Genomic DNA, 25,297 nt, shown 5'->3' with positions numbered 1-25,297 from the left:
AGCAGGAGGAAAAGCAAAAGCAGGCAGAGAAGAAGGAAGATAAGCCGGAGAAGAAGGTCAAGAAAGGACGCGGTATAGCGTAAGCGTGGGAAGTGAAGAGTGAAAAACGAAGAACGAAAAATTAAAAACTAAAAACTAAAAATTAAGGATAAGATGGATACGAAAGACAATAAGGCGCCCTTTACCGAAAGGGACGTGAACTGGGACGAGCTGGCCGCTATCGGCATACTGCGGAACGGGCTGGAACAGGACGGAAACCTCGAACCGCTGCTCAAAGGCGAAAAGACCGGCGTTATCTCCATGCAGCTGATCCTGCTGGGCGTGGATGTAGAAATGGACGCTACCCTGCAACTGGTACGCAAGGGGGAAGAACCGGTACTGGAAATCACCGGCATCTCTCCTGCGGATATGGACAGATAACTTTTTTATGAACCTGCCGCTTTCCTAAAAACAGGGGAGCGGCATTTTTTAACTCATAATTGGCAGCTAATGCCGGTAATTTAAAATTGATTTCATCGATTACTATCAAATTGACGCAGTCAATTTGAACAAACTCATAACTTATAACTCATAATTTATCACTGAATAACATGATAGCGATTATAACAGACAATATAACTGTCGCCAGGCAGATTGCCCCGGTATTGAATATGGATATGGACACCGGGGACGCCGGATATTTCCGGGGACGCGGTTATATAATTGTACGCAACGGCATTATAACAGGCCGCTTCTACAGTTTAATCCAACCTGAACCAAATTATTATAACTATGGCAATAGTAATATTCATGGGCTGACGGCAAAAGACACGGACAACGCGAAAGTATTCTCTGAGGTATGGAAAGAGATAGAACCTCTTGTTGAAGGGCTTCCATTGGTGGCACACAATAAAGGCTTCGATGAGGCATGCCTCAAAGCTGTTTTCCGGACTTACCGGATGGATTATCCCGATTATATATTCTATTGTACATTAGCCGAATCGCGCCGCCAACTGAGACATTTACCTAACTATCAACCACATACAGTTGCTGAGGATTGTGGATATACTTTAACCAATCATCATAATGCTTTAGCCGACGCAGAGGCCTGCGCGGAAATAGCTCTGCAACTGTTATAATAAACAATCCAAAAAAGAAATAACTTTTGATGTATTTGCCCTTGACAATTAACAAAAAACTACAAAAAGAAGTTATATCTTTGCCTTATCAAAGAATATAACCTCGAAAAACATGCTTAACTCATCAGAAAAAGAACAAATTATCAGTTTGGTAAAGAAAGAAGTAGTTCCTGCCATTGGCTGCACCGAACCCATAGCAGTATCGCTCTGCGTAGCTAAAGCAACCGAAACACTTGGACAGTTACCTGATAATATAAAAGTATCTCTAAGTGCCAATATCCTAAAAAATGCGATGGGTGTAGGTATACCCGGTACCAAAATGGTCGGATTACCCATTGCCATTGCACTTGGTGCTTCCATAGGGAAAAGCAAGTACGGGTTGCAAGTATTGAAAGACCTGACTCCCGATGCCGTAGAAACCGGTAAAAAGTATATAGAGGAGAAACGCATCGAAATAGCTCTGAAAGAAAACATTGATGATATTTTATATATAGAAGTTCGTTGTACAAAAGGAAACGATAAAGCTTTAGCTATAATAAGGGGAAACCATACAAATTTCTCATATATTTCAAAAAATGGGGAAACTGTATACAGTGAAAGCAGTAAAATGGAAAACGGAAAAAGCGAAAATGACGATGTTGTCCTTACTTTTTCCATGGTTTATGAATTTTCGACGACTGCACCACTGGAAGATATCCGATTTATATTGGAAGCTGCCGAACTCAACAAGAAAGCATCTGAGCTATCAGCACAAGGCAATTATGGGCACAATGTAGCAAAAACCGTAACAGGAAAATATGGCAAACAGATTTTAGGAGAAACAATGTTGTCAAATATGATGTCGTATACGGCAGCAGCTTGTGACGCACGTATGGACGGGGCAATGATTCCAGTGATGAGCAATTCAGGAAGTGGTAATCAAGGAATCACTGCTACCCTACCCGTGCTATCGTATGCCGAAGACACAAATTGTACGGAAGAGGCTTTAATAAGAGCATTGATGCTTAGTCACCTCACGGTTGTTTCTATAAAGCAAAAACTTGGACGGTTATCTGCCCTTTGCGGATGTGTAGCGGCGGCGACAGGAGCTAGTTGCGGCATAACCTATCTGATGGGAGGAAGTTACAACCAAATCACTTTTGCAGTGAAAAATATGGTTGGTAACATTACCGGAATGATCTGTGATGGAGCAAAGCCCAGTTGCGCCCTGAAAATATCGAGCGGAGTGTCTACGGCTGTACTATCAGCAATAATGGCAATGGAAAACGAAGTAGTATCTTCGCAAGAAGGGATTGTAGACGACGACGTGGATAAAACGATTGAAAACCTAACAAGTATAGGTTCCGCGGGTATGCAGGAAACCGACAAGCTCGTACTCAAAATAATGACCAGCAAATAAAAATCGCCAGTAAGTTTTAACAAAGCATATACAAAAAACAATAACTTCGGGCTATAATAAAAAGAAAACCGTCCCTTAACCAGAGGACGGCTTTCAACCTTTTGATAACCAATCAATCTTACCTTATTCCTTACAATTTCTTCAAACCTTTGGCCTGAGTTTTATCTGCTTCAATAACGCTAATCGCATAACCTCCACCGGGAGCAGATTGTTGTGTAAGTTTCGACTTACTTGTCACAATTACCTTGCGTATATTATACGCCTGTGGATTTGTTTTATAATGCGCGTCTTTAGCATCACTGTATATTGTTGCAATGTATGTCTTTGCCGGATCTAAGTAATCGAATGCAATATTTGAAGTATATCCGTTTTCTCCACATACATTACCTATAAACCAGTTGTTAGAACCTTTTGCTTTACGTGCTATTGTAATATAATCTCCCGGTTCAGCTTCCAGTATTTTAGTTTCATCCCAATCTATCGCTACATCTTTGATAAATTGGAATGCATCGAGATGCTGATTATAGATTTCCGGCAGATCGGCAGCCATTTGTAACGGGCTATACATAGTCACATATAAAGCCAACTGATTAGCCAATGTACTATTTACGTGAGAATGATTGTCGGGATTGATCTTGCTTACATCCATCTGGAAAATACCGGGAGTATAATCCATAGGACCTCCGATCAGTCTGGTAAACGGCAGTATAGTTACATGGTTCGGCTTACTTCCGCCAAAAGCCTGATACTCCGTCCCACGTGCAGATTCGTTGCCTATCAGGTTAGGATAAGTACGGCATAGCCCTGTCGGACGGACAGCTTCGTGTGCATTCAGCATAATTTTATAATCGGCGGCCTTTTCCAGAGCATATTGGTAGTGGTTCACCATCCACTGTCCATAGTGATATTCACCACGAGGCAGGATATTACCCACATAACCACTTTTTACCGAGTTATATCCGTTATCTACCATAAATTGATATGCCTTATCTAAATGGCGTTCATAGTTACGTACCGACGAAGATGTTTCATGATGCATCATCAATTTTACCCCTTTGCTCTTTGCATAACGATTCAGTTCTTTCACATCGAAATCGGGATAAGGAGTTACAAAGTCGAACACATAGTCCTTAGAGTTTCCAAACCAGTCTTCCCATCCTACGTTCCATCCTTCGATTAATACAGCATCGAATCCATGCAATGCCGCGAAGTCGATATATTCTTTCACATGGGCAGTATTCGCCGCATGTTTCCCATTTGGTTTAGTCTTTGAGTAGTCTGTCACACCAAGCTGCACACTGTATACATCGTCTGTATATGCCCAAGTGCTACGTCCTGTGATCATTTCCCACCATACACCGATATATTTTACAGGCTTGATCCATGAAGTATCCTCAATCTTACATGGCTCATTCAGGTTTAGAGTAATATGTGACGCCAATACATCACGCGCGTCATCACTCACTATCACTGTACGCCACGGAGTATTGCATGGAGCTTGCATGTGTCCTTTATTCCCCTGAACGTCCGGAGTCAGCCAAGACTCGAAAACCATATTTTTGTCATCCAGATTCAGATGCATACAAGCATAATTAATCAATGCAGCCTCATGAAGATTTATATATAATCCATCATCTGTTTTCATCATCAACGCTGTTTGTACTCCTGTCTGAGAGAAAGGCGTTTGCGAAGCATTGGGCGTGATAGCTTTAGTTATCAAACCTCTGATTTCAGAAAGTTTAGATGTAGTATAATCATACTCCTGAGTATCATAATCGCCCGGTATCCAGAATGCTTTATGATCTCCAGCCATAGCAAACTGGGATCTTTCTTCTTTGATAACAAAATAAATCAGGTTTTTCTGTTCCGGGAATTCGTAACGGAAACCCAGTCCATCGTCAAACAGGCGAAAACGGATAAGAATACGCCTGTCAGTCGAAGCCTGATTTAATGTTACAGCAAGCTCATTATAATGATTACGGATTTCTTTTACCTCTCCCCATACAGGTTTCCAAGTTTCATCAAACGCAGACGTTCCGGTATCCATAATGGTGAAGCCATTCAGCAAAGAAACTTTATCTTCCTTGGGCTTTACATCCTTTGGCTTTACCGAAAAGCCGCTAAAATCGTTATTCACATCGCTGTTATCTTTCAACTCCAACCCCAACTTACTGGGCTTAATAACGTCTTTGCCTTTATATGTAAGGCTATATGTAGGTACTCCATTATTTTGGAGAGAGAAGTTCAATGTTAGATTGCCGTTCGGGGATTTTAGTTGTTGCGCGTTCGCCACATTAAGAATAAAACACAAACTAATAAAAATTAAAGAGGTTTTCTTTTTCATGATTATATTATAAAGATTTTTCCAGGTACAAAGAAAAGGTTTTAAATAGACAGAAAAAAGGTTCAACAAATAAACCGACAGAAAAAAGGCGCAAACGTTTGCAGAATAAATACAAAAAAAGTGGAGAACGAATCCTCCACTTTTCTTTGTAAGAATCTTATTATTTATTCAATCGTTCCAGTTCCGGCGTTGAAATTGAGTGTAACAACTTTACCTGCCGCTACAGAAGCCCGTTCCTGGTCGCCTCCGTTACCTCGATAAGCAATTTTACCATTCAGTATTACGAATTCCATACGCCACCAATCGCCACCTACACCGGCAGCAGATGCATTTGCATATATTCTTAAATCACCGGCACCGGACGTTGTCAATTTCATTACGTTTCCATTGGCAGCAAATGGATATTGCCCTGCGTTCCAGCCACCGAAACAGTCGCCCATACCATATACTTGAGCCGGCTCAATGGAAATTTTATTAACGGTATAATCAACAACAACAATATAGAAACCTGCCGCTGATACAAAGGCATTGCCATCATGTGTCGTAAACCCTACATCTGTGCCTAATGAGGTGAAATCTCCATTCCAGTCTTTTACGTTACACCATTTGAAGCCATTTGTAGGATTAGCAAAATAGCGTACAGCCCAGAACTTACCTGCCTGTCCGTTTATTGGTGTCATTTCTATTATGCCTGCATCTCCCCAGCTCCAATTACCAAATTCTGCACCTATCATATAGACATTTTCAGGATAAAGAGGTACATCTGATCCAACAGTCACCTTGGTTGTTATAGAGTTCGATATAACCGTACCGTAAGTATCGGTAATAGACGCCACCAGATGAAAATGCACGTCAGTAGGAGTATCAAGAGTGATTTTTGATTGATAAAGTTCTTTGCAGATATCCAACAGCCTAACATTGAGTGAATCTCCAAATGTAGACGCTACCGCTTTCGGTTCTCCCCCTCCAAATGAGACATACAATGTATATTTCGCAGCCGTAGGTACTCCAAAGTCAGCAATACTCCACGAGAAAAGGGTGTTGTTATTGTAGTTGGTTCCATTGACAACAATCGCATCATGAGCCTTAAGAACCGGAGGTGTAACCTCATCGATTGGCAACACTTTATACATATCTTCATCCTTTTCACAAGCAGTAAATGCGAAAACAAAAAGGAATAATAATAAACTTAATTTCTTCATGATATATATTTTAATATTTATCGTTTTGCTTTAAATTCGGATTCGCCTGCAAATCTGCCGACGGAATAGGGTAAAGATTGTAGTGGCTGTCTACTGCACGACCGAGTTGTACACCGCCTTTCCATTCCCAGATGTAATCGGAAGTGGTAAACTGGTTGTAGCGGATCAAGTCGGTACGGCGGAAACATTCCCAATACAATTCGCGTGCACGCTCGTCCAGTATATTCTGCGCATTGATGCTGCTCACATTTTTGCTTGTGTTGCCGAAAGCGCGCTCATGTAGCAGATTGATATAACCCACTGCTTGGCTCATCGAACCACCTGTACCACCTCTAACAACAGCTTCGGCATAGATCAGGTATTGCTCGGCTAAGCGGAAAAGAGGGAAATCATTATCGGCAAATTTAATGTGGGAGCCAAAATCAGGATTTCCGACAGTAGATGTAGATTTGATATTACGGTATTTGTATGTCTCCAAGCCATTTGTATTTGTGCTTGGACTGTTGCCTATTTCGGGATTTTCGCCCACAAAGAGGAAGCGTTTGTCTCCGGATTCAAATTTATCGATAAATTGCTTGCGGAATCGGTAGCCGTTCCAGTTGGCATTGTCCCGTAATCCATAATGAATAATCTTGTCGGCATACTTAGTCTGATACTCGCTGTTCGATCCGCAGTTGATCAGGAAAGTAACTCCGCCAAACGAGAGGGTATTCACTCCATCGTAAGCTATCGGCAAAATAATTTCCGGATTGTTCAGGTTATTATCTGCCATGAACAGATGCTCGTAATTACCTTTAAGACCATATCCGGCATCGATTACTTTTTTGCTGTAAGTAATAGCTTCGGTCCAGCGCGGTGTACCTGTATAAACTTCCGCATTCAGGTAAACGCGTGCCAGTAGAGCGCAGGCAGCACCCATATCCGCGCGTCCGTATTCATTGGCTTTGGCGGCTTTCAATCCATTGTTATTTATCAAATCGAGCAATTCGCTTTCTATATATTGGAACAATTCCGCACGGGTTGTCTGATTCGGCAAAATATTGAGAGGATCATTTTCTGTTACGAAAGGGGGATTACCAAAAGCGTCCATCAATACCCAGTAGGCAAACGCACGCAAGAAACGCGCTTCGCCACGGAAATATTCTACCTCTTGCTGGTCGCTACCATAATTTCTTCCGGCTACATTCCGCAAGAAATCGTTTGCATACATTACCTGCAGGATACATTTACTATACAATCCAAGCGTAAACGGAGCACCATCGCTACTAGAAATAAAGTTTATACTATTCAGTTCGGCTATCCCCTTATCTCCCCAAAGGCAATGCGCCTCATCGGTAGGCATTTCCTGATGGTTGAACCAGCAGCGCAAAAAGTCCGCGTTGGAGCCTTCATCCAATCCGACTACATCGGGAGAACCGGCAGGGCCTGTTTGTCCCGACAACGTATATGCACCATACACTTTCGCTAAAGCTTCTTTTGTGCCGTCAAATGTAGAATATACTACTTCGGAGGTTGTATCGTTCAGCGGGAACCTATCCAGATCGCCGTGACACGATGCCAGTATCAAAGCCGGCAAAACGGCTATCAGTACGTATATATGTCTTGTTATCTTTTTCATACGATAATTTTGTTTATAAAGGATGTATGGAAACTCGCATGACAAAATTATCATATCCTTTGGTGAATTTCTATTCATGCTCGTTTTCATATCTGTTAATTATTCGAGATTAAAAATTAAGGTTTAAGCCCAAGCTGAATGTTCTCGGATTAGGATAGAAGTTATTGTCTATACCACTCTGTATTTCAGGGTCTACACCTTTATATTTAGTCAGTGTAAATACATTCTGCACAGTAGCGTTTGCCGTCAGATTGACTTTCTTCAGCATTCGACCGAAATTATAGGACAACTGTAGATAATCCATTTTCAGGAACGACGCGTTGTGAACAAAATAGTCAGATACATTCTGCTTAATATAGAAATTTGAGTTTAATACATCAGGTACAGTATTCATCAGGAAGTTGTTTGGATTCAACACTTGATCCATAGTACCCATATCGAACGCCGTATTGTCGAAAATATAATTCCCTACACTTGCGCGCAGTGCTGTCGCCAAAGACCATCCTTTGTAGCTGAAAGTCGTATTAAAGCCCATATAGTAATCAGGAAGAGCCGAATGGAAATGATACTTATCGTTATCGCTGATCAGGCCGTCTCCGTTCAAGTCGGCATATCCACCGTCTATAGGTTTCCCGTCAGGAGTGTATAACTGTTTGTATACATAAAACGTAAAAGGAGTGTAGCCCACAGAGTGCATTTGAGCAGTGTTACCCGTACCCCCTGAAATACCACCTGTAGGTGCGCCTATATAGTCGGAATTACCGTCACTCATGGTCAACTGGGTAACCTCAGACTTGTTGTAAGTAATGTTGAATCCCAGATCCCAGTGCATGTCATTATTATCGATAGGAACAGCGTTGACGCTCAATTCGATACCTTTATTCTGCATTTTACCAATATTCTGAATAATCGTGTTGGTAAAATTACTACCCATTGCCAATGGTGTATTGTTCAGCAAGTCTTTTGTATTCTTGATGTACGCGTCTATGCTACCATATATGCGGTTATTCAGGAATCCATAATCCAAGCCTGCGTTATAGGTAGTTGTGGTTTCCCAAACGCGGTTGGCATCGTATCCGTCAGGACGGTACATATGATAGAACTGGTCGCCAAACTGTACCTGAGCTGTACCTTGAGAATAACTGTATTTAGCCAGATATTCGTAATTCCCAACTTCTTGTTGTCCGGTAATACCCCAACCCAAACGCAGTTTCAGGTTAGAAATGCTCTCCATTTCTTTCATGAAGCTTTCTTCGTTGATGCGCCAGGCCAATGCAACGGAAGGGAAAGTACCCCAACGGTTTTCAGGAGCAAAGCGCGAAGATCCGTCAGTACGGAGAGTAGCTGTAAGCATATACCGGCTCAACAGGGTATAGTTCAATCGTCCGTAATAAGAAATTAAGGTATTCTGCGGTTTATCCATTTCAAATGCAGGCGGATTTTCTTTCATTATAGTTTCGTCGAAATAATATTTTGGATAATTATAAGACTTGGTCAACCAATCCTGATAAGTGTACCCTGCCATCACTTCCAAATGGTTGGCTTCATTCAGATTCTTAGCATAATTCAGGTAAAATTCCATCAACAAGTTTTGCTTCTCTTGTTTGTACTTGCTACGTTCACCGCTATCTTCGTTTTTTGTATAAAAAGCAGGCGACCAAGGTTGTGTAACCACATTCCCTTCTCCTTTCGAAAGGTCGTAACCTAAATTCAGGTTAGCGCGCAATTCGGGCAAGAAGTGCATTTTATAGTCGAATTGGATATTTCCTATACTCCGGTAAACATCCGATTGATCGTCCTTCCCTTGAAGCAAAGCCACAGGACTATCGGTAGCCATGCCATTCAGATTGCCGTTACTCAGCAACCAACCCCAATAACCATTCAATTCGTCAAAACCGTCTGCTTTTACCGGTTGGGTAGGGTCCATGCGCAGGGCAGAACCGATTGCATCACCATTTCCGAATCGGGTTTTAGCGTAAGTACCTTTCAGATTAATGTTCACCGACAAGTGTTTGTCAAGGAAAGTAGGAGAAAGGCTCAAGCCCACAGTAGTCCGTTTCATATTGTCGGTATCGAGAATACCGTCCTGGCTCATAAATCCGGCGGAAAGGCGGAAAGGCAGCGCTTTTCCGATAGAACCGCTTATACTTATGTTGTTATCGGTGGTGAAAGCACTGCGGAAAATTTCATCCTGCCAATCAGTATTGGCATCTCCCAAATAGTCGATGTACTGTTGTTTTACATTAGGACTATTGGTAACCAAGTCGCGCAACTCGTCAGCCGAAAGCACATCTACCCTGCGGGCGATGGTGGCAATGGAGTTCTGCGTTGATATATTGAATTTCAGCTTTTGTCCCGCCGTTCCCTTTTTGGTGGTGATAAGAATCACACCGTTAGATGCACGCGAACCGTAAATGGCTGTCGCGGAAGCATCTTTCAATATATTCATCGACTCGATATCGTTTGGATTGATAGAAGACAGCGGACTGGTTATACCCGAAATAGAACCGTTGTCCACCGGTACCCCGTCTATTACGATAAGCGGATCATTACTTGCATTCAGCGAAGCTCCGGAACGGATTCGGATTGTATTTCCTTCTCCGGCACGTCCGCCGTTGGATACAATTTGAACCCCGGCTACTTTACCCGAAATCAGTGAAGTAGGAGTAGTAACCAAGCCTTTGTTGAATTCTTTTTCCCCGATAGCTGCAATAGACCCAGTCAAATCGCTTTTCTTTACGCTACCGTACCCTATAACAACTACCTCATCCAGTAATTCAGTGTTATCTTGCAACACCACATCTATCTGGCTTTTTCCTGCAACCGGTATTTCTACAGTCCGGTAACCAAGGAATGAGAAAACCAATACCCCATTACTTGGCACATTATTGATCTGATAGTTTCCATCCAAATCAGTTATAATACCATTGGTAGTACCCTTGACAACAACACTGGCACTGATAACAGGCTCATTGCTATTATCCTTCACATTACCTCTTACAGAAATATTTCCACTTTGTGAAAAAGCTTCCGGTGCAGAGACTAGCATTCCCAGCATAAACAGCAGGAATACGTTAACACATTTTTTAATCTTTCTTTTCATGCGAAATACTATTAAGATTAACGTTAATATTGATTGTTTTTAATCTTTTTATATTGATACTTTATTTATGGAAAACTCAAAACCTTTACTTTACACAGATACAATCTATCTAAGGTGAAGGCGCAAAAAATGAAGCCTAAATATCGGTATATGGAATGGCGTCATATAATATAATCTGTTGTGTCTGATTCTGCATTATCTTGGTTTTGATTTATTAGGGTCGTGCAAACTGATTCCTCTTCAACGCATCACAGATTGCAATGCAAATATGATAACTTGAATTATGTTTATCCGCATAAGATTTTGTAAAAGTTACGTTTTGGTTATGCAAACGATTGCAATCGTGTCCAAATAGCCTAGATTTATATCTTTCTCATTCTTAGCCACCAATAATATAGAAACAAAAAAAAGAGGATGATGTTCACCCTCTTTTTCGTTATATGCTGTTTTATGAATTTACTGTCCCGAACCTTCTATCTTTTTAATTTGCTCCTCAGCCTTATTTCTCATACTCTGGGCTTGTTTCTTCGATTCGTCCACTAGTTTTTTACCAGCTGCCTGAGCAGCAACTTTGGCTATCGGATTGCTTCCCGCTTTCTCGACAAGAGCCTGAGATTGTTTTTCAGCTTCTGCAACTAATTTATTCGCAGCAGCATCGGCTTCTGTACGCAGTTTTTCTATCTGTTTAGCTTTTTCTTCCGATAGTTTTGCCGACACATCAGCGCCTTTTTCACCACCGAGCAAATCCCCGACAACGGATGTGGCTGCTCCTGACAACAAAGCCTTAGTATCTATGCCAATCTTAGGATTAGTAAACGTTCCGCCGATAGTAATAGGTACCGCATTCACATAATTATTAGCCATCGACTTAGGCAATGTTACCATTCCTTTATAGTCTATACTCTGATCTAGTCCTGTAGATCCTTCCAGCTTCATTATTCCGCCGCCGCCAAAATTCACGCTAAAAGGTTTTGTAGTCAACTTTCCGGCATTAATTGTGAATGGCAAATTAATATCTTTAGTGGAGAAAGACTTCAAAGCATCGGTTTTCAACGAAGAAGAAAGAGCTGTAAGCGCTTCCACACCCTCTATTTTAACGTCGCTTGTCTGTAATGCTCCACTACCCGTGAGGCTGGCAAGAGTCTGCATAATAGTTTGCCCCAACGACGTATCAAATTTTAAGTTCATAGAATATGTACCTGCCAGTTTTTCGAAGATCGGTGCAAATTTCTGAATGGATTCTACCGACTTAAATGTCTCGGCAAATGAAACCTTAGACAGAGCCAAATCGAAATTCACTTTTGGATTTTTAGGATCAGAAGTGTTGTATGTACCATTCACTTTACACGAGCCGCCTAAAGCGTTGGCCCCGACATTGCTAAGGCTTAGAATACCATCCCTGACCGTCATATTCCCGGCCATATTGGTAATATTGATCTTGCCATATACAATCTGATTCAAGGCTGCATTCAGTGCAAAATCTATATTTTTAGGGATTATAATATCTTCCGAAGTGGCTGTTTCAGCTTCGGTTCCGGAAGTCTCGCTACTAATGAAATCGTTCGCATTCAGATAATTTGACTTAATATTCAATTGTCCTTTGAGCGTTTGATTTTTCAATGCGTAAGCGATGAAATTTTCGAGGCGTCCGGTAGCTGAAATATCGTTCTTTCCTATTTGCACATTCAACGATGATAGATTTGCATAGCGGGGAGTAAACTCCAATCCGGCGTCATTTATCAACACATCGGGCATATCCTGCGATTTGTAGGTCATACCGTTTACTTTTAACGTTCCCGCAGCCGACACATTCTCATATTGCTCTTTTTCTATTGCAGACATCCTCGCTGCAATATTTATATTCGCAACTATGGTACCGTTGAGTTCTGTCCCTTTTTCCAAAGGATAAACTTCCTTTATCATTCCCAGATTTAATGTTCCATTAGCGCTCGCTTTCAGATTTGGATCACTTATAGGAGTGGAAACATTCAAGCTTCCGGCAAAAGGATTTCCTCCCAGGTTGAAACTAAATTTGCTTATATCCACTACTGTATTGTCCAATGAACCACCTTTACTATTTATAGCCATATTCACATTGATATTGTTCACAGACTTAGGTAGTGACGGATACTGAAACATGGCATCATTCACAATAATTTTAACATCGAATGCCGGATATGTCTCGTCCTGCATCAGACCTTTTACATAAGCCTCCAAAGAAGCTGTCCCCGATGTTTTCACATCCTTGAAGTCTGCTGTATACATGGCAGGCACGATAGATAATATATCTTTAAACTGGGTATTCGGTGCATTCAATTTTAAATCGAAATCCATACCTTCGCCATCTTTACCCACAATGGCAAACGAACCGTCAATAGAAGCTTTCAGGTCATTCAACTGGAGTTCACTGTCGGCAAATGTAAATTTAAAACTATCGAAATTGGCATTCAAAGCAGCATTAGCTACTCCTTTCACTTTACTCAGATATGGTATGCCATCCATAAAGAAAGATACTTCATCTATTGTTGAAGTTGTTTTGAGGGTAGTTTCACTAGCCGAAAAATCGCCTGAGACTTCACCATTCCATTTGCTCATTACAACTTTCATATTTGTTGAATCGTTCTGGAATATGAGATTACAGTCGTTGAGTGATATTTTTTTCAGATTGAGTTTGAATGGTGTACTTTCTGTAGCAGTAGCAGTTGTAGCGGAAGAATCGACCTTCATTATATCCCAGTTGGCACGGCCATCCGGTAATATTTTAGCGTAAACCGATGCCCTATCCAGATTAATTTTCGATATATTGTACTCACTACCGAAAAGACTCATCAAATCGATAGTTACACTTGCCGATTTTGCCTGCAACAATGTATCTTTCTCAAAATCCCCCACTCCTATTACAGTAGCGTTATCCAGAGATAACGTTGCCTTCGGAAAGTTTGAAAACAAATTCAGCCCGAAATCTTTAATGTCCACTTTTGCATCAAGCTGCTCGTTAGCGGCATTAAGTACTGCTGTTTTAATTTTATCTTTGAACAAAAAGGGTATTGCAACCATTGCTATAATGATAACCAATAATACAACCCCAACAATGGTTAGTGCTTTTTTCATAATTCTGTCGATTTGAAATTCTTATTTAATTAATAACGTATGTTTTGCGAGTTTGTTGTTTTGCAAAGTAAATCGACCGCAAGTTACAACTTTATTTTTTATCTGACCAAACCAATAAAAGATATTGTATTGAATTACTTTCTTCGCAAAAGATTAAATCTGAAAGCAAAATCTAATGTAATTTGATGTTCGTAGCAAAAAGGATTACCCGACTGAGATTTCAATCTTAATATATTAGCTTTCTATATTATAGATGCATAAATGTATAAAAAAGCTGTAACGCTTACAAAAAAAAGAAATAATCCCGCTTTTAGACAGGAATAAGGTTAAATAAAGTTAAATATAAAAACGAGAATAAAACATAATAAACTGATAATAAGAAAAATAGCAAATATATCAAAATATAAATCAAGTACCATGTATTGCATGGTACTAATATTTATTTATATATTTGCATTACAAACAACATGGTATAATACAGTAAAAAATAATCGATATGAAAAAGATAATAGAAGTAAGTATAGGCAGCATCAATTTCACAATGGAAGACGATGCATATATCAGATTAAAAGAATACTTGAAACACTTCGAATCTACAATTCCTGACAAGAGAGAAGCGCAAGAAATAATGGAAGATGTGGAAGCACGTGTAGCAGAGATTTTTCAAAAAGAAATGAAATTTACCAATCAAGTAGTAGATATGAAACTTGTACAGACAGTAATAGACCATCTCGGAGAAGTTGAGAACAACGGTAATGGAACCGGAACTCAAAATAGCGAAAGAAGCCAAAACTCATATTCCGACCAAAGATATACGCAGGGTGACAAACGTTTCCACCGTGATGTAGACAATAAAATGGTAGCCGGAGTATGTAGCGGATTAGCTGCCTACACCAATATAGATGTTACCATCATACGTGTAATATTTGCTGCCCTGTCTTTTGCATATGGCACAGCCATACTGATATACATAGTTTTATGGTTTGTCGCACCTAAAGCTATAACCATCAGTCAGAAGTTAGAAATGAGAGGTTATGCGCCAACTGCGGAAAATATCAGAAAATATACTTCACAAAACAAATAACAAGCCACCGTAAGGCAAATTATAAAACATATATTAGTATGGAAACAATAAATGTAGACAACATAAAAGCACAAATGCGTAAAGGAATTCTGGAATATTGCATTCTAAGTATTCTATCCAAAGGAGACGCATACGTTTCTGACATCATTAATGAACTAAAAGAATCTGAGATGATTGTAGTAGAAGGCACCTTATACCCACTGCTTACCAGACAGAAAAATCAAGGTGTATTGAGTTATCGATGGGAAGAATCGACTCAGGGACCTCCCCGTAAATATTATGCCATAACAGACAAAGGTAAAGCAATGCTGACCGAACTTGACTTGGTATGGGCAGATTTGGTACGAGTAATAGATAATATAAGAAACAAATAAAATCTAAATACAATGAAACCAACAGTAAGAGTAAGTATTGGAGGATTAGCATTCAATCTGGAAGAAGGAGCATACCGGATATTAGATAACTACTTGGCATCTCTCAAAAAGCATTTTCATGGTAACTCTGAATCCGATGAAATCATTGGCGACATAGAAATCAGACTGAGCGAATTGCTACAAATGAGAATAAAAAGTAATGACAGCGCCGTGTCGGAAAGCGATGCCCAAGATATAATAAATATTATGGGTAATCCCAAAGATTTTGACGATAATCAGGATACTTTTGCAGATGAAAGCGCCACTCACAAAGAAAGCTTCGATTATTCACAAAAGAATGAGTCGCAAGAACCATACAAGAAGAAACTATTCCGCGACCAGGACAACAAAATTTTGGGAGGTGTTTTCAGCGGATTAGGTCATTATTTCAGTATAGACCCCACCATTCTCCGCATTGGCACTGTAGGTTTATTGCTACTTCTCAACATCCTATCTGTCAGAGGAGCTGGTACAGTAGTACTTGCATACATCATACTATGGATAGTGATGCCGGCAGCAAAATCATTTTCACAAAAGCTGGCTATGACAGGTGCAGACCCATCTATAGTAAATATAGAAGATCGTAGTCAATCGGCTTCGCTCAAGCATAAAAGTTCAGCTAGCGGTTGCCTTGGAGTATTTATAAATATAATCGCGATATTTATTATTACGATAACTATAATCTCTATAATATGCATAATCTTCAGCTTGATCTGGTTATATTTCGACACGGAGTTTATCTCATTCCCTAACTATCTTTCATTGCTGGGATTCAACACAATCAATTTTAAAATAGCGACAGTACTTGTCACATTGATCCCCCTATCGGGCTTGCTAAGCCTTATGGTGAAAATAATCAGGCGAACTCCTTTTACAATGCAAACGTTGGTCAGCTTTTCTATAGGGCTTATATTCTGGTTCGGCGCAATCTTCTATCTGGGCAATTACGGATTCAAATTTGCTAAAAATCACAGAGATATGGCAATCGCGACAGAAACCATACTTATTGACAGTATCAAATCGGACACATTGCGTATAAAACTTCTGGGAGATACAAATACCGTCTATACACAACCTAATAACGAAGGAATGTTGTACAAAGGAGACAAAATGAAATATCGACAGATGCAAATACTTCCGGAAATAAAAGTTAAAGAAGATTCTACTTTGAACAATTTTAAAATAGAAATCCGTAAAAAAGCTTATTCAGATGAAATGTATAAAGCCGAAGAGAAAGCTAAAAACATGAAAATAAAATATATACAAACAGGCTCCCTCATAAATATAGACCCGGAATGGTACGATATGGATAACCCATGGGATCTGCAAACTTATGAGATAACTGTTACGACCCCTTTGAATAAAAAAGTGATAATAGAAAAACCCCTGAAGGAAAACTATAGAGTGAACATGGAATTCTCAATAAATAACAAAACTTTTAGAAGATATGATTATAATAGTCGCCGCCATTATTATTTTGATTGAATTCCTTATCAAAATATTTGCATAGTAAAATCCTGATGATAAATAATATTTAGTATGAATAGAAATTCGGGCAAGAAATTGTCCGAATTCTCTTAAATATATGCAACATTTATTCGTTTTTTACGTTTATTATATATACTTTTGTAAACTAACCTTAATTATGGGGTTATGAAAGCTAGATATTTAACATATATTTTTATATCAATTATTACCTTTGGAATGTTGATGACGTCATGTGAGAATGACGACAGCAGTTCTGTAAAGAATATAGAAGGCCATTGGTTATATGAGGGAACAAAGATCAATGTTTCTGCATCAAATGCCGTTTTGAAAAAATCAGCAGAAGAATATATAGCCACAACATTAAAAAATACACAGATCAGCTACGAATTTAAAAACGATAAAACATATTACTGCCACCGGGATAGTACCGATCCACTGAAAGGTAAATTTAAAATGCTGGATAAGAATTATTATCTACTGGATGATATTCGTGGAGAAAAGAGAGTCGTACGGGAAAACGATAAGATTATTGTATTATCCGATTTTAAAAAAGAAATAGCCCGTCAATTAAACGTTGCAGAAGATGCAATAATAGAAGCCACAGTAACCGAGACATTCGAACGAGGGTTATCTCCTAATTAAATAGCGAAAGTAACAGGCAAAGAGTTGTATTCATTCATTAAAAAACTTACTTTTGCCGAATGAAACTGTTTACCAACTAACATGACCTGCAAAAAGAAAATTTACGCTATAATAAATCCCGCATCCGGTACCTCGAAAAAGCAGAACCTACCGCATAAAATAGCTGAAAAATTTGATGCCCACGAGTTTGATGTACATATCTTCATAACGGGGTATGCAGGTCATGGCTATGAGATAGCCAAACAAGCTATCGCCGATAAAGCGACATATGTGATAGCCGTAGGTGGAGATGGTACGGTAAATGAGGTTGCCAGCGCTCTGGTAAATTCAGATATAGCATTAGGTATTATTCCAATGGGCTCAGGTAATGGGCTGGGACGAGACTTAAATATACCTATCGACTTCAAAAAAGCGCTGAATGTTATAACCGAAGAAAATATCATTGACATCGACTATGGTAAAGTAAATGACAAGATATTCTTTTGTACATGCGGAATGGGATTCGATGCCGAGGTAGCCGCAAAAGCATCAGGAAAGAAAAGCCGGGGCTCTTTCATGTATTTTAAAAATATGCTCGAAACTTTCTTCCAGCAAAAGCCGGAAAGATTTGAAATTATCTGTCCGCAAGGCACTATAGAAGATAAGGCTTTTGTCGTAACATGTGCCAATGCATCGCAATATGGATACAATGCCCACATAGCCCCTCATGCCGACATACAAGACGGGATGATGAACATAGCTATATTAAAACCTTTAACGGTGCTTGATATTCCCCAGACCTCATTACAATTATTCACCAAGAAAATAGATGAAAACAGCAAAATGACAGAGCTGATTACCAATAAAGCGACTATACGGCGCGAACGCGAAGGCTTAATTCACATTGATGGTGATCCGATAAAAATGGGAACTGAAATAAACGTCGAAATTATACCACTAGGGTTAAAAGTATTGGTACCGAAAAATCCACCGAAGAAGAATCCTCTGTCTCCCTTAGAAATATTAGCGACAGTATTCGGATAATCAGAAATTCAGGTCGAAAGATATCCTAAACCCATCCTTATCCACATCGGGATGCCCCAGATAATTTATCCTTCTGACATAATCGATACGGAAGATTTTGAAGATATTCTCTATACCAATATTATATTCCATATAAGGCTTATTCCCCTCCGTAGTATAAGTTCTTTGAGGAAACAACAACATATCGTGATTAAGCATTGGATTGTTACGATTACTCAGACTACCCAGAAAACCTCTGAACCCGACAATTTCGCGCCATTTAAGTACTTTGAGAAACGGAATACGGTTGAATAACCATCCGCCCATATGATAATAAACCTCCCAAGATAGCTGTGCATCATGCACAAACTCTAATGGTTCGATCAGGTAAAAATTACCCTTCTGAATAGTGTAAGAACTGTTTGCACTTGGTGTTATCAATAATGGAAATGGAGCTTCGCCCCATATTTTCTCGGCTTGAGCCGACATCGTTAATTTTCCAAACGGAGCTACCCACAATTCTTTCAGAGCCGAAAATGATGTCTTATTATAATGATACTGTCCACCCAAAACATCTTCAAAGGCCATCGTATGAGAAAGACTGAATACGGTCTTCTGCGAAGGCATAGAATGCCTTTTTCTGCGCTGCTGAAAGAATTTCTCATTAGGGGCATACCGCAATGACAGCATAGCTTCGGTTGTCTTAATACTTTTTACACTATAAAGATTACCTTCTTCGTCCATCTTTTCAAAAAGAAGCTTTCCGGCGGGACGCTCATGAAACGTTTGCCCCGAAAGCTTAAAAGAAAATCCTTTATAAAACTCTTTCTGATAGGCAACCTGAGTTTGCCTGTTATAAGTCATTTTCTGGTTGCTATTGCTCCTGATCGACATCAGTATATTGTCCCTCTCAGCTTGCGTATATCGCTGCCCCAAAGTATTCATATCATACTTGTAAGCAACACTTATGTTATGCTTTGGAAATTCATCTTTATGATTCTTCACCTTATTGAACGCCCAGGTAGCTTCACCGTAATATTTAAATTGATTGTCACGAGTTCCGTAAGCGCCATATCCATACAAAAAAAGACGAGGATGCAGGTTTTTAGTAGTAGCCATCGTTAACCTGAAACGGTTTCCTTCTATAGAGTTGTAACTATAAAAAGTAGGAATAGTACCTATGTCGAGTTTATTTACATCCGGATCTTTCGACATTGGTATATATCCTGTTGAAACAACACTCCCCGCATTGAGCAATACTTTGAAGAGGAGTACCTTGTTCATGTCCTCTATCATCATATCCATCCTATAATCTTTCTGATGCTCTACAGGCCGGCTACGAGCCCAAAATTCCTTAGGTCTTTTCAAGTAATTTTTTTCAAACACTTCCGGTGCCGCTAAAATGAATACAGGATCCATAGGCTTGTTTATCTCAAAATTCTCATAAGAACGGGTCTTGTCAATATAAAACTTAAAAGCCTCCAGCATAGATACATCTATAGCCATACGCTCCTCCATCGGAATCCATTTGTTATCCACCTTTTTAAAATCGTGTTGTACAACAAGCTGATCCACAAAGTTTATATTCATCTTTTTAGGAGTCCTTATTACAGCCCTCTTTACAGCATAGGCACTATCCAGCGATATATACAAACTTCCGGTAAAACCCACATCCCTTGAGTTAAACGGTGCGAAATCCAGCTTCACATACTTGTCTGAATCAATAACAGTAGTATCCGACAGATACCAACGGTAAAAGTCGATGGAATTTTGCTCACTTAATGGCCCGACAAAAGAATGGAAAAGCAGCTCAATAGAATTGTCAAAGATGGATATATCTTTAAATACTTCTTTAATAATGGCATCTAATCCCTCAGTTTCAATAGCCTGATCAATTCCCGAAATGTTATATCCTTTGACTATGCGTTTAGTGTCTTTCGGATTTTTCCGGTAAAACACATCTGTAAGCTGCTCCCTGACAGAGAATGGCAATATAGGCTTATTGTCTATAATGGAGGAATCCATATAATTGGGTAGGAATTTATAGCGTTTGAACAGAGGCATATCCGGACTAAACTCATTTATCGCGAAAAACATGCGCTCATATTCCCTGTATTGATAATAATTCAGATCGGTAATATTATTTTGACCTTTACGTGCAATTACTTTTTTTATCAGTTCAACAGCCGGATTGTTTTTCTTCGAATATTTCTCTTTTTGAGGTTTTACCACCACCTCTTGCAACTGCCTGTCTGCCGGTACAAGAAATATATCTTTCACTGTAGTTCTTCCCGGAACTACAGTGAAAGTGTATGGTTTATATCCCAAAATAGATGCTGTGACAGAAGTCACTCCCCCCCTATTGCTCAATCTGAATTCACCCTCCTCATCGGAAAAAGTACCGATAGTGGTATTATTGAATAAAACTGTTACGAATGGCAATTTTTCATGAGAGACAGAGTCGCGGACAATTCCCCGTACCGTAGTCAGGCTTTGAGCATATGACACACTGTATAGCAGGCAAAGTAAAGAAAGTAGGGATACTTTTTTCATTCGTATATATAATAGCTGTGGTAGGCCGCACATTTAAATTCCTTTTAGTTCCATCCCGAACAATTAAAAAAACCGGAAGCAAAAATCGCTTTTTACTTCCAATTTTCATGTATATATGACTGTGCAATTTTAAATTAAGCTGCACAAATTATATTTTTTTAAGTAATCAATTTCCGGTAACGGATACGTTTCGGTTCCACATTCCCCATACGCACCTTCTTATTTTCTTCGTATTCGCTGTAACTGCCTTCAAAGAAAAACACCTCTGAGTTTCCTTCAAAAGCAAGGATATGTGTACAGATACGATCCAGAAACCAACGGTCATGTGATATAACAACAGCACAGCCTGCAAAGTTTTCCAACCCTTCTTCCAATGCGCGTAATGTATTCACATCTATATCATTGGTAGGCTCATCTAAGAGTAACACATTCGCTTCCGATTTCAAAGTAAGGGCAAGATGTAAACGGTTACGTTCCCCGCCGGATAATACGCCGGTCGGCTTTTCCTGATCTCCTCCTGAAAAATTGAACCGGGAAAGATAAGCACGGGCATTGATTTCCCTGCCTCCTACCCGTACAAATTCACTACCTCCCGATATAACCTGATATACTGTTTTATTGGGATCTATATCGGCATGCGACTGATCTACATATCCTATTTTTACAGTTTCTCCAACTTCAAATGTTCCTTTATCGGCTGTTTCCAATCCCTGAATCAAACGGAATAAAGTAGTCTTACCCGCACCGTTAGGGCCAATAATGCCTACAATACCTGATGGAGGTAACATAAATTCGAGGTTATCGAACAGAAGCTTATCACCAAAAGCCTTACTCACACCATGAGCCTCTATTACCTTATTGCCCAAACGAGGACCATTAGGTATAAATATTTCAAGCTTTTCTTCACGCTCTTTCTGGTCGGCATTCAACATTTTCTCGTAGTCGTTCAAACGAGCCTTTCCTTTTGCCTGGCGAGCCTTTGGCGCCATTCTTACCCATTCTAACTCACGTTCGAGAGTCTTTCGGCGTTTGCTGGCTTGCTTTTCTTCCTGTTCCATGCGCTTGGTCTTTTGCTCCAACCATGAAGTATAGTTGCCCTTCCACGGAATACCTTCTCCGCGGTCAAGTTCAAGAATCCAGCCTGCGACATGATCCAGAAAGTAACGGTCGTGTGTGATACAGATAACCGTTCCACTATATTGTTGCAGATGTTGCTCCAACCAGTCGATAGATTCCGCATCCAAATGGTTGGTAGGCTCATCGAGTAGCAACACATCCGGCTCTTGGAGCAACAAGCGGCACAAAGCTACACGACGGGCTTCTCCTCCCGAAAGATTAGCACATAACTGATCTTCAGGCGGACAACGTAGTGCGTCCATCGCGCGTTCCAGCTTACTATCGATATTCCATGCGTCGGAAGCATCTATTTTATCTTGCAATTCTGCCTGACGGGCAAAAAGTGCATCCATCTTATCCGGATCTTCGTAATATTCCGGCAATCCGAATTTCTCGTTGATGCCTTCATATTCTTTCAAAATATCCATAGTAGGCTGTACCCCTTCCTGTACGATTTCTTTGACAGTTTTAGCCGGATCCAGCTTTGGGTCTTGTTCCAGATAACCTACCGAATATCCTTTATCCGATACTATCTCACCTTGATATTCTTTATCAAGCCCTGCTATCATTTTCAGCAAAGTAGATTTACCGGAGCCGTTAAGCCCGATAATACCGATCTTAGCTCCATAAAAGAACGAAAGGTAGATGTTTTTTAATACTTGCTTTTGCGGCGGGTAGAGTTTACCCACGCCAATCATTGAAAAAATAATTTTTTTATCGTCCGACATGTTTTTATTTAGTTATATGTTACTCTTACCTAGTTCTATCAATTTATTTACAGTTCTCATATTACGTGACGTTACAGGCGTTTCTGTTTTCTGCAAAACCCCTGCTAGCTTTGAGTCGCGAATAGTTTTATCAAATAGTACATACATATCACGTCCCTTTATCTCAAATCGATCACCGCCCTCTTTATAAAGAGAGATACGTTCTATATCTCGTAGCTACGGTTTGTCGGCAAACATGAACAAATATAAGACCTCGCCTTCTGCCGAGTTTTCTATTTCAGAAATTTCCTCTATCGAAAAAGGTACATTCTCTTTTATTTTCTCCAATTCGGGAATACTCCTCAGAATAACAGGAATATCCAGCCCAAAGAATTTACTGATTACGCTTTCCAATTCGGGAATCAGTTCTTTTTCATTCTTATCCGATGAAAACAGTACATTGCCGCTCTGAATATAGGTAGATACCTCCAGCATCCCTATACTGACAAATGCCTGTTTCAAGTCAGGCATTTTAATCATATTCTTACCTCCGACATTAATTCCGCGGAGCAGTACAACATACTTCGTCATCTGTTTTTATTTCTGGTACAGGAAACGTTTGATACTCCGTTTGGGCGTCTTTTCAAACTCCTGATCCTGCAATCTGAAATTAACTATCTGGCTATATTTTGGTAAACGCTTATTTATGGCCTTCATTTCTTCGACAAAAATAGCAGAATAATCACTTTCTTTTATATCATTCTTCTTCATATAATCTTTATCGGGATATATCAGCACTATCAATTTACCACTTTCTTCTATGATCAACGATTCGCCTACATAAGGAGAATTATTGTAAAACCCTTCTATTTCTTCGGGATAAATATTCTGCCCGGAAGGTCCTAGTATCATTGTTTTGCTGCGCCCCTTGATAAACAAGAAACCATCGCGGTCCATTACACCCAAATCTCCGGTACGGAGCCAGCCGGCGTCATCGATTATATGTTTGGTTGCTTCCTCGTTCTTAAAATAGCCGAGCATTACATTTTGCCCTTTCACCATTATTTCTCCTGCTTCGGTCTCAGGATTTGATGATTCTATTCGTACAGACATACGATCTACGGGACGCCCACAGGAGCCGGCTTTGTATGTTTCCCAATATTCATAAGAAATAAGAGGGCCACATTCTGTCATACCATATCCTACTGTGTAAGGGAATTTTATTGCTGACAAGAAATCCCCCACTTCTTTATTTAAAGCTGCACCGCCGATAACCACCTCTACCAGTTTGTTACCAAAAACAGGTATCAGTTTTTCGGCGATCTTTTTATATATCATTTTTTTGAAAGAAGGTAGCAGTAACAATGTTTTAACAGGTTGCTTCTTCAATTCGGGGAATACCCGCGTCTGAACAATCTTTTCGATGATAAGAGGCACTGCCAGTACCAGTGTAGGATTTACCTTGGAAAAAGCATCCAATATAATTTGCGGCGAAGGCACACGGGTCAGATAGTGTATATGACATCCTTTTGATATAGAAAGAAGTATCTCAAACGCCAATCCGTACATATGCGCCATGGGTAACATGCATACAATACCATCACCCGATTTCACAAACGGTATCATATCAATAGCAAAGCGTGTATTAGACCAAAGGCTTCGATAAGGAATCATAACTCCTTTCGGATTGCTGGTTGTACCCGAAGTATAATTCAGAACAGCCAATTCTTCCGGTAATTCATCATGGTATTTTACATTTTCAACAGTAAAGCCATTTGGATATTTTTGAGCAAGGGCCAATTCTAAGTCTGAGCATGAGGCTAATAATTTAGCTGATCGTGATTTTTGTACCGAAAAATCATCTATTATCAAAATAGTCTCAACCAACGGCATCTGCGTGGGGTCAACCTTTGTCCACACATACTCGTCCGCAAAAAAGACCTTTGCTTCTGAATGATTTACCAGATTGTGGACATTCTCTCCGCTAAAATCATGCAGGATAGTTGTGATAACAGCGCCATAAGTAAGGGAGGCAAAGAAAGCCACAGTCCAATTTGATGAATTGCGGCCGCAAATAGCGATTTTATCTCCTTTCCGGACTTCCATATCCTCGAAAAGAATATGTAGCTGGGCTATTTTACGTGCAAAGTCTTTATATAAGTATGTCTCTCCATTGTAATCAGTTAAAGCCGGACGATCCCAGTTTTCACAGATCCCATTTTTTATAAGTGTCAAAAATTTATTATCTTCCATATGTTATAGTCTAGGTAGACTTTGTTGCAACGGTATTGTAAAAGAAGGGTTACAGGTGTATTTTTGTATTTGCAAATTCAAAAAAGTAGATATATGAGTACCTCACCGATAACCCAGATCAAAGATAAATATAAAATCAAGAAT

At 39.8% G+C, this 25,297-nt stretch carries 17 protein-coding genes; 8 read left to right on the top strand and 9 right to left on the bottom strand.

Going from position 1 to position 25,297, the window contains the following annotated elements; translation table 11 throughout:
- Window positions 1-153 precede the first annotated feature (153 nt).
- From ACYPZI_RS12670 to ACYPZI_RS12660, 3 genes are all read left to right on the top strand, one after another.
- The gene (locus ACYPZI_RS12670) at window positions 154-420 is read left to right on the top strand and encodes a DUF4099 domain-containing protein (RefSeq protein WP_459602162.1); all 267 of its coding nucleotides are present in this window, start codon (window positions 154-156) and stop codon (window positions 418-420) included.
- 230 nt (window positions 421-650) lie between these two features.
- The gene (locus ACYPZI_RS12665) at window positions 651-1,118 is read left to right on the top strand and encodes an exonuclease domain-containing protein (protein ID WP_459602164.1); all 468 of its coding nucleotides are present in this window, start codon (window positions 651-653) and stop codon (window positions 1,116-1,118) included.
- Between the two features lie 112 nt (window positions 1,119-1,230).
- Window positions 1,231-2,517, top strand: coding sequence for an L-cysteine desulfidase family protein (locus ACYPZI_RS12660; RefSeq protein WP_459602160.1), 1,287 nt, complete (start codon window positions 1,231-1,233; stop codon window positions 2,515-2,517).
- 130 nt (window positions 2,518-2,647) lie between these two features.
- Here the strand turns inward: ACYPZI_RS12660 and ACYPZI_RS12655 are convergent, their stop codons facing one another.
- From ACYPZI_RS12655 to ACYPZI_RS12635, 5 genes are all read right to left on the bottom strand, one after another.
- The gene (locus tag ACYPZI_RS12655; RefSeq protein WP_459602158.1) at window positions 2,648-4,861 is read right to left on the bottom strand and encodes a glycoside hydrolase family 97 protein; all 2,214 of its coding nucleotides are present in this window, start codon (window positions 4,859-4,861) and stop codon (window positions 2,648-2,650) included.
- Window positions 4,862-5,025: 164 nt separating this feature from the next.
- Window positions 5,026-6,063: a SusF/SusE family outer membrane protein gene (locus ACYPZI_RS12650; RefSeq protein ID WP_459602156.1), complete on the bottom strand. Its 1,038-nt coding sequence runs from the start codon at window positions 6,061-6,063 to the stop codon at window positions 5,026-5,028.
- A gap of 10 nt (window positions 6,064-6,073) precedes the next feature.
- Window positions 6,074-7,681, bottom strand: a complete 1,608-nt coding sequence (locus ACYPZI_RS12645) for a RagB/SusD family nutrient uptake outer membrane protein (RefSeq protein WP_459602154.1) — start codon at window positions 7,679-7,681, stop codon at window positions 6,074-6,076.
- Between the two features lie 109 nt (window positions 7,682-7,790).
- Window positions 7,791-10,784 (bottom strand): SusC/RagA family TonB-linked outer membrane protein, encoded by a 2,994-nt coding sequence (locus ACYPZI_RS12640; RefSeq protein ID WP_459602152.1) that lies wholly within the window; start codon window positions 10,782-10,784, stop codon window positions 7,791-7,793.
- A 456-nt stretch (window positions 10,785-11,240) separates the two neighbouring features.
- Window positions 11,241-13,895 carry an AsmA-like C-terminal region-containing protein gene (locus ACYPZI_RS12635; protein ID WP_459602150.1) on the bottom strand — a complete coding sequence of 885 codons (2,655 nt, stop codon included), beginning with the start codon at window positions 13,893-13,895 and terminating at the stop codon, window positions 11,241-11,243.
- Window positions 13,896-14,391: 496 nt separating this feature from the next.
- Here ACYPZI_RS12635 and ACYPZI_RS12630 point away from each other — a divergent pair, with 496 nt between their 5' ends.
- From ACYPZI_RS12630 to ACYPZI_RS12610, 5 genes are all read left to right on the top strand, one after another.
- Complete coding sequence (locus ACYPZI_RS12630; RefSeq protein ID WP_459602148.1) at window positions 14,392-14,979, top strand: PspC domain-containing protein; 588 nt, start codon at window positions 14,392-14,394, stop codon at window positions 14,977-14,979.
- A gap of 38 nt (window positions 14,980-15,017) precedes the next feature.
- Window positions 15,018-15,353, top strand: a complete 336-nt coding sequence (locus ACYPZI_RS12625) for a PadR family transcriptional regulator (RefSeq protein WP_459602146.1) — start codon at window positions 15,018-15,020, stop codon at window positions 15,351-15,353.
- Between the two features lie 12 nt (window positions 15,354-15,365).
- Window positions 15,366-16,877 (top strand): PspC domain-containing protein, encoded by a 1,512-nt coding sequence (locus ACYPZI_RS12620; protein WP_459602144.1) that lies wholly within the window; start codon window positions 15,366-15,368, stop codon window positions 16,875-16,877.
- Between the two features lie 168 nt (window positions 16,878-17,045).
- Window positions 17,046-17,522 carry a hypothetical protein gene (locus ACYPZI_RS12615; RefSeq protein WP_459602142.1) on the top strand — a complete coding sequence of 159 codons (477 nt, stop codon included), beginning with the start codon at window positions 17,046-17,048 and terminating at the stop codon, window positions 17,520-17,522.
- Window positions 17,523-17,603: 81 nt separating this feature from the next.
- A complete protein-coding gene (locus ACYPZI_RS12610; protein ID WP_459602141.1) occupies window positions 17,604-18,545 on the top strand; it encodes a diacylglycerol/lipid kinase family protein in 942 nt (313 codons plus the stop codon).
- Here the strand turns inward: ACYPZI_RS12610 and ACYPZI_RS12605 are convergent, their stop codons facing one another.
- From ACYPZI_RS12605 to ACYPZI_RS12590, 4 genes are all read right to left on the bottom strand, one after another.
- Complete coding sequence (locus ACYPZI_RS12605) at window positions 18,546-21,077, bottom strand: DUF5686 and carboxypeptidase-like regulatory domain-containing protein (protein ID WP_459602139.1); 2,532 nt, start codon at window positions 21,075-21,077, stop codon at window positions 18,546-18,548.
- Between the two features lie 158 nt (window positions 21,078-21,235).
- The gene (gene ettA / locus ACYPZI_RS12600) at window positions 21,236-22,921 is read right to left on the bottom strand and encodes an energy-dependent translational throttle protein EttA (protein ID WP_459602137.1); all 1,686 of its coding nucleotides are present in this window, start codon (window positions 22,919-22,921) and stop codon (window positions 21,236-21,238) included.
- Between the two features lie 216 nt (window positions 22,922-23,137).
- Window positions 23,138-23,491 (bottom strand): DUF1697 domain-containing protein, encoded by a 354-nt coding sequence (locus ACYPZI_RS12595; protein WP_459602135.1) that lies wholly within the window; start codon window positions 23,489-23,491, stop codon window positions 23,138-23,140.
- A 6-nt stretch (window positions 23,492-23,497) separates the two neighbouring features.
- Window positions 23,498-25,153, bottom strand: a complete 1,656-nt coding sequence (locus tag ACYPZI_RS12590) for an AMP-binding protein (protein ID WP_459602133.1) — start codon at window positions 25,151-25,153, stop codon at window positions 23,498-23,500.
- Window positions 25,154-25,297: the final 144 nt, after the last annotated feature.

This window comes from Dysgonomonas reticulitermitis (assembly GCF_054601275.1).
The sequence above is the reverse complement of the archived record's forward strand: the minus strand, read 5'-3'. Positions and strand labels throughout refer to the sequence as shown.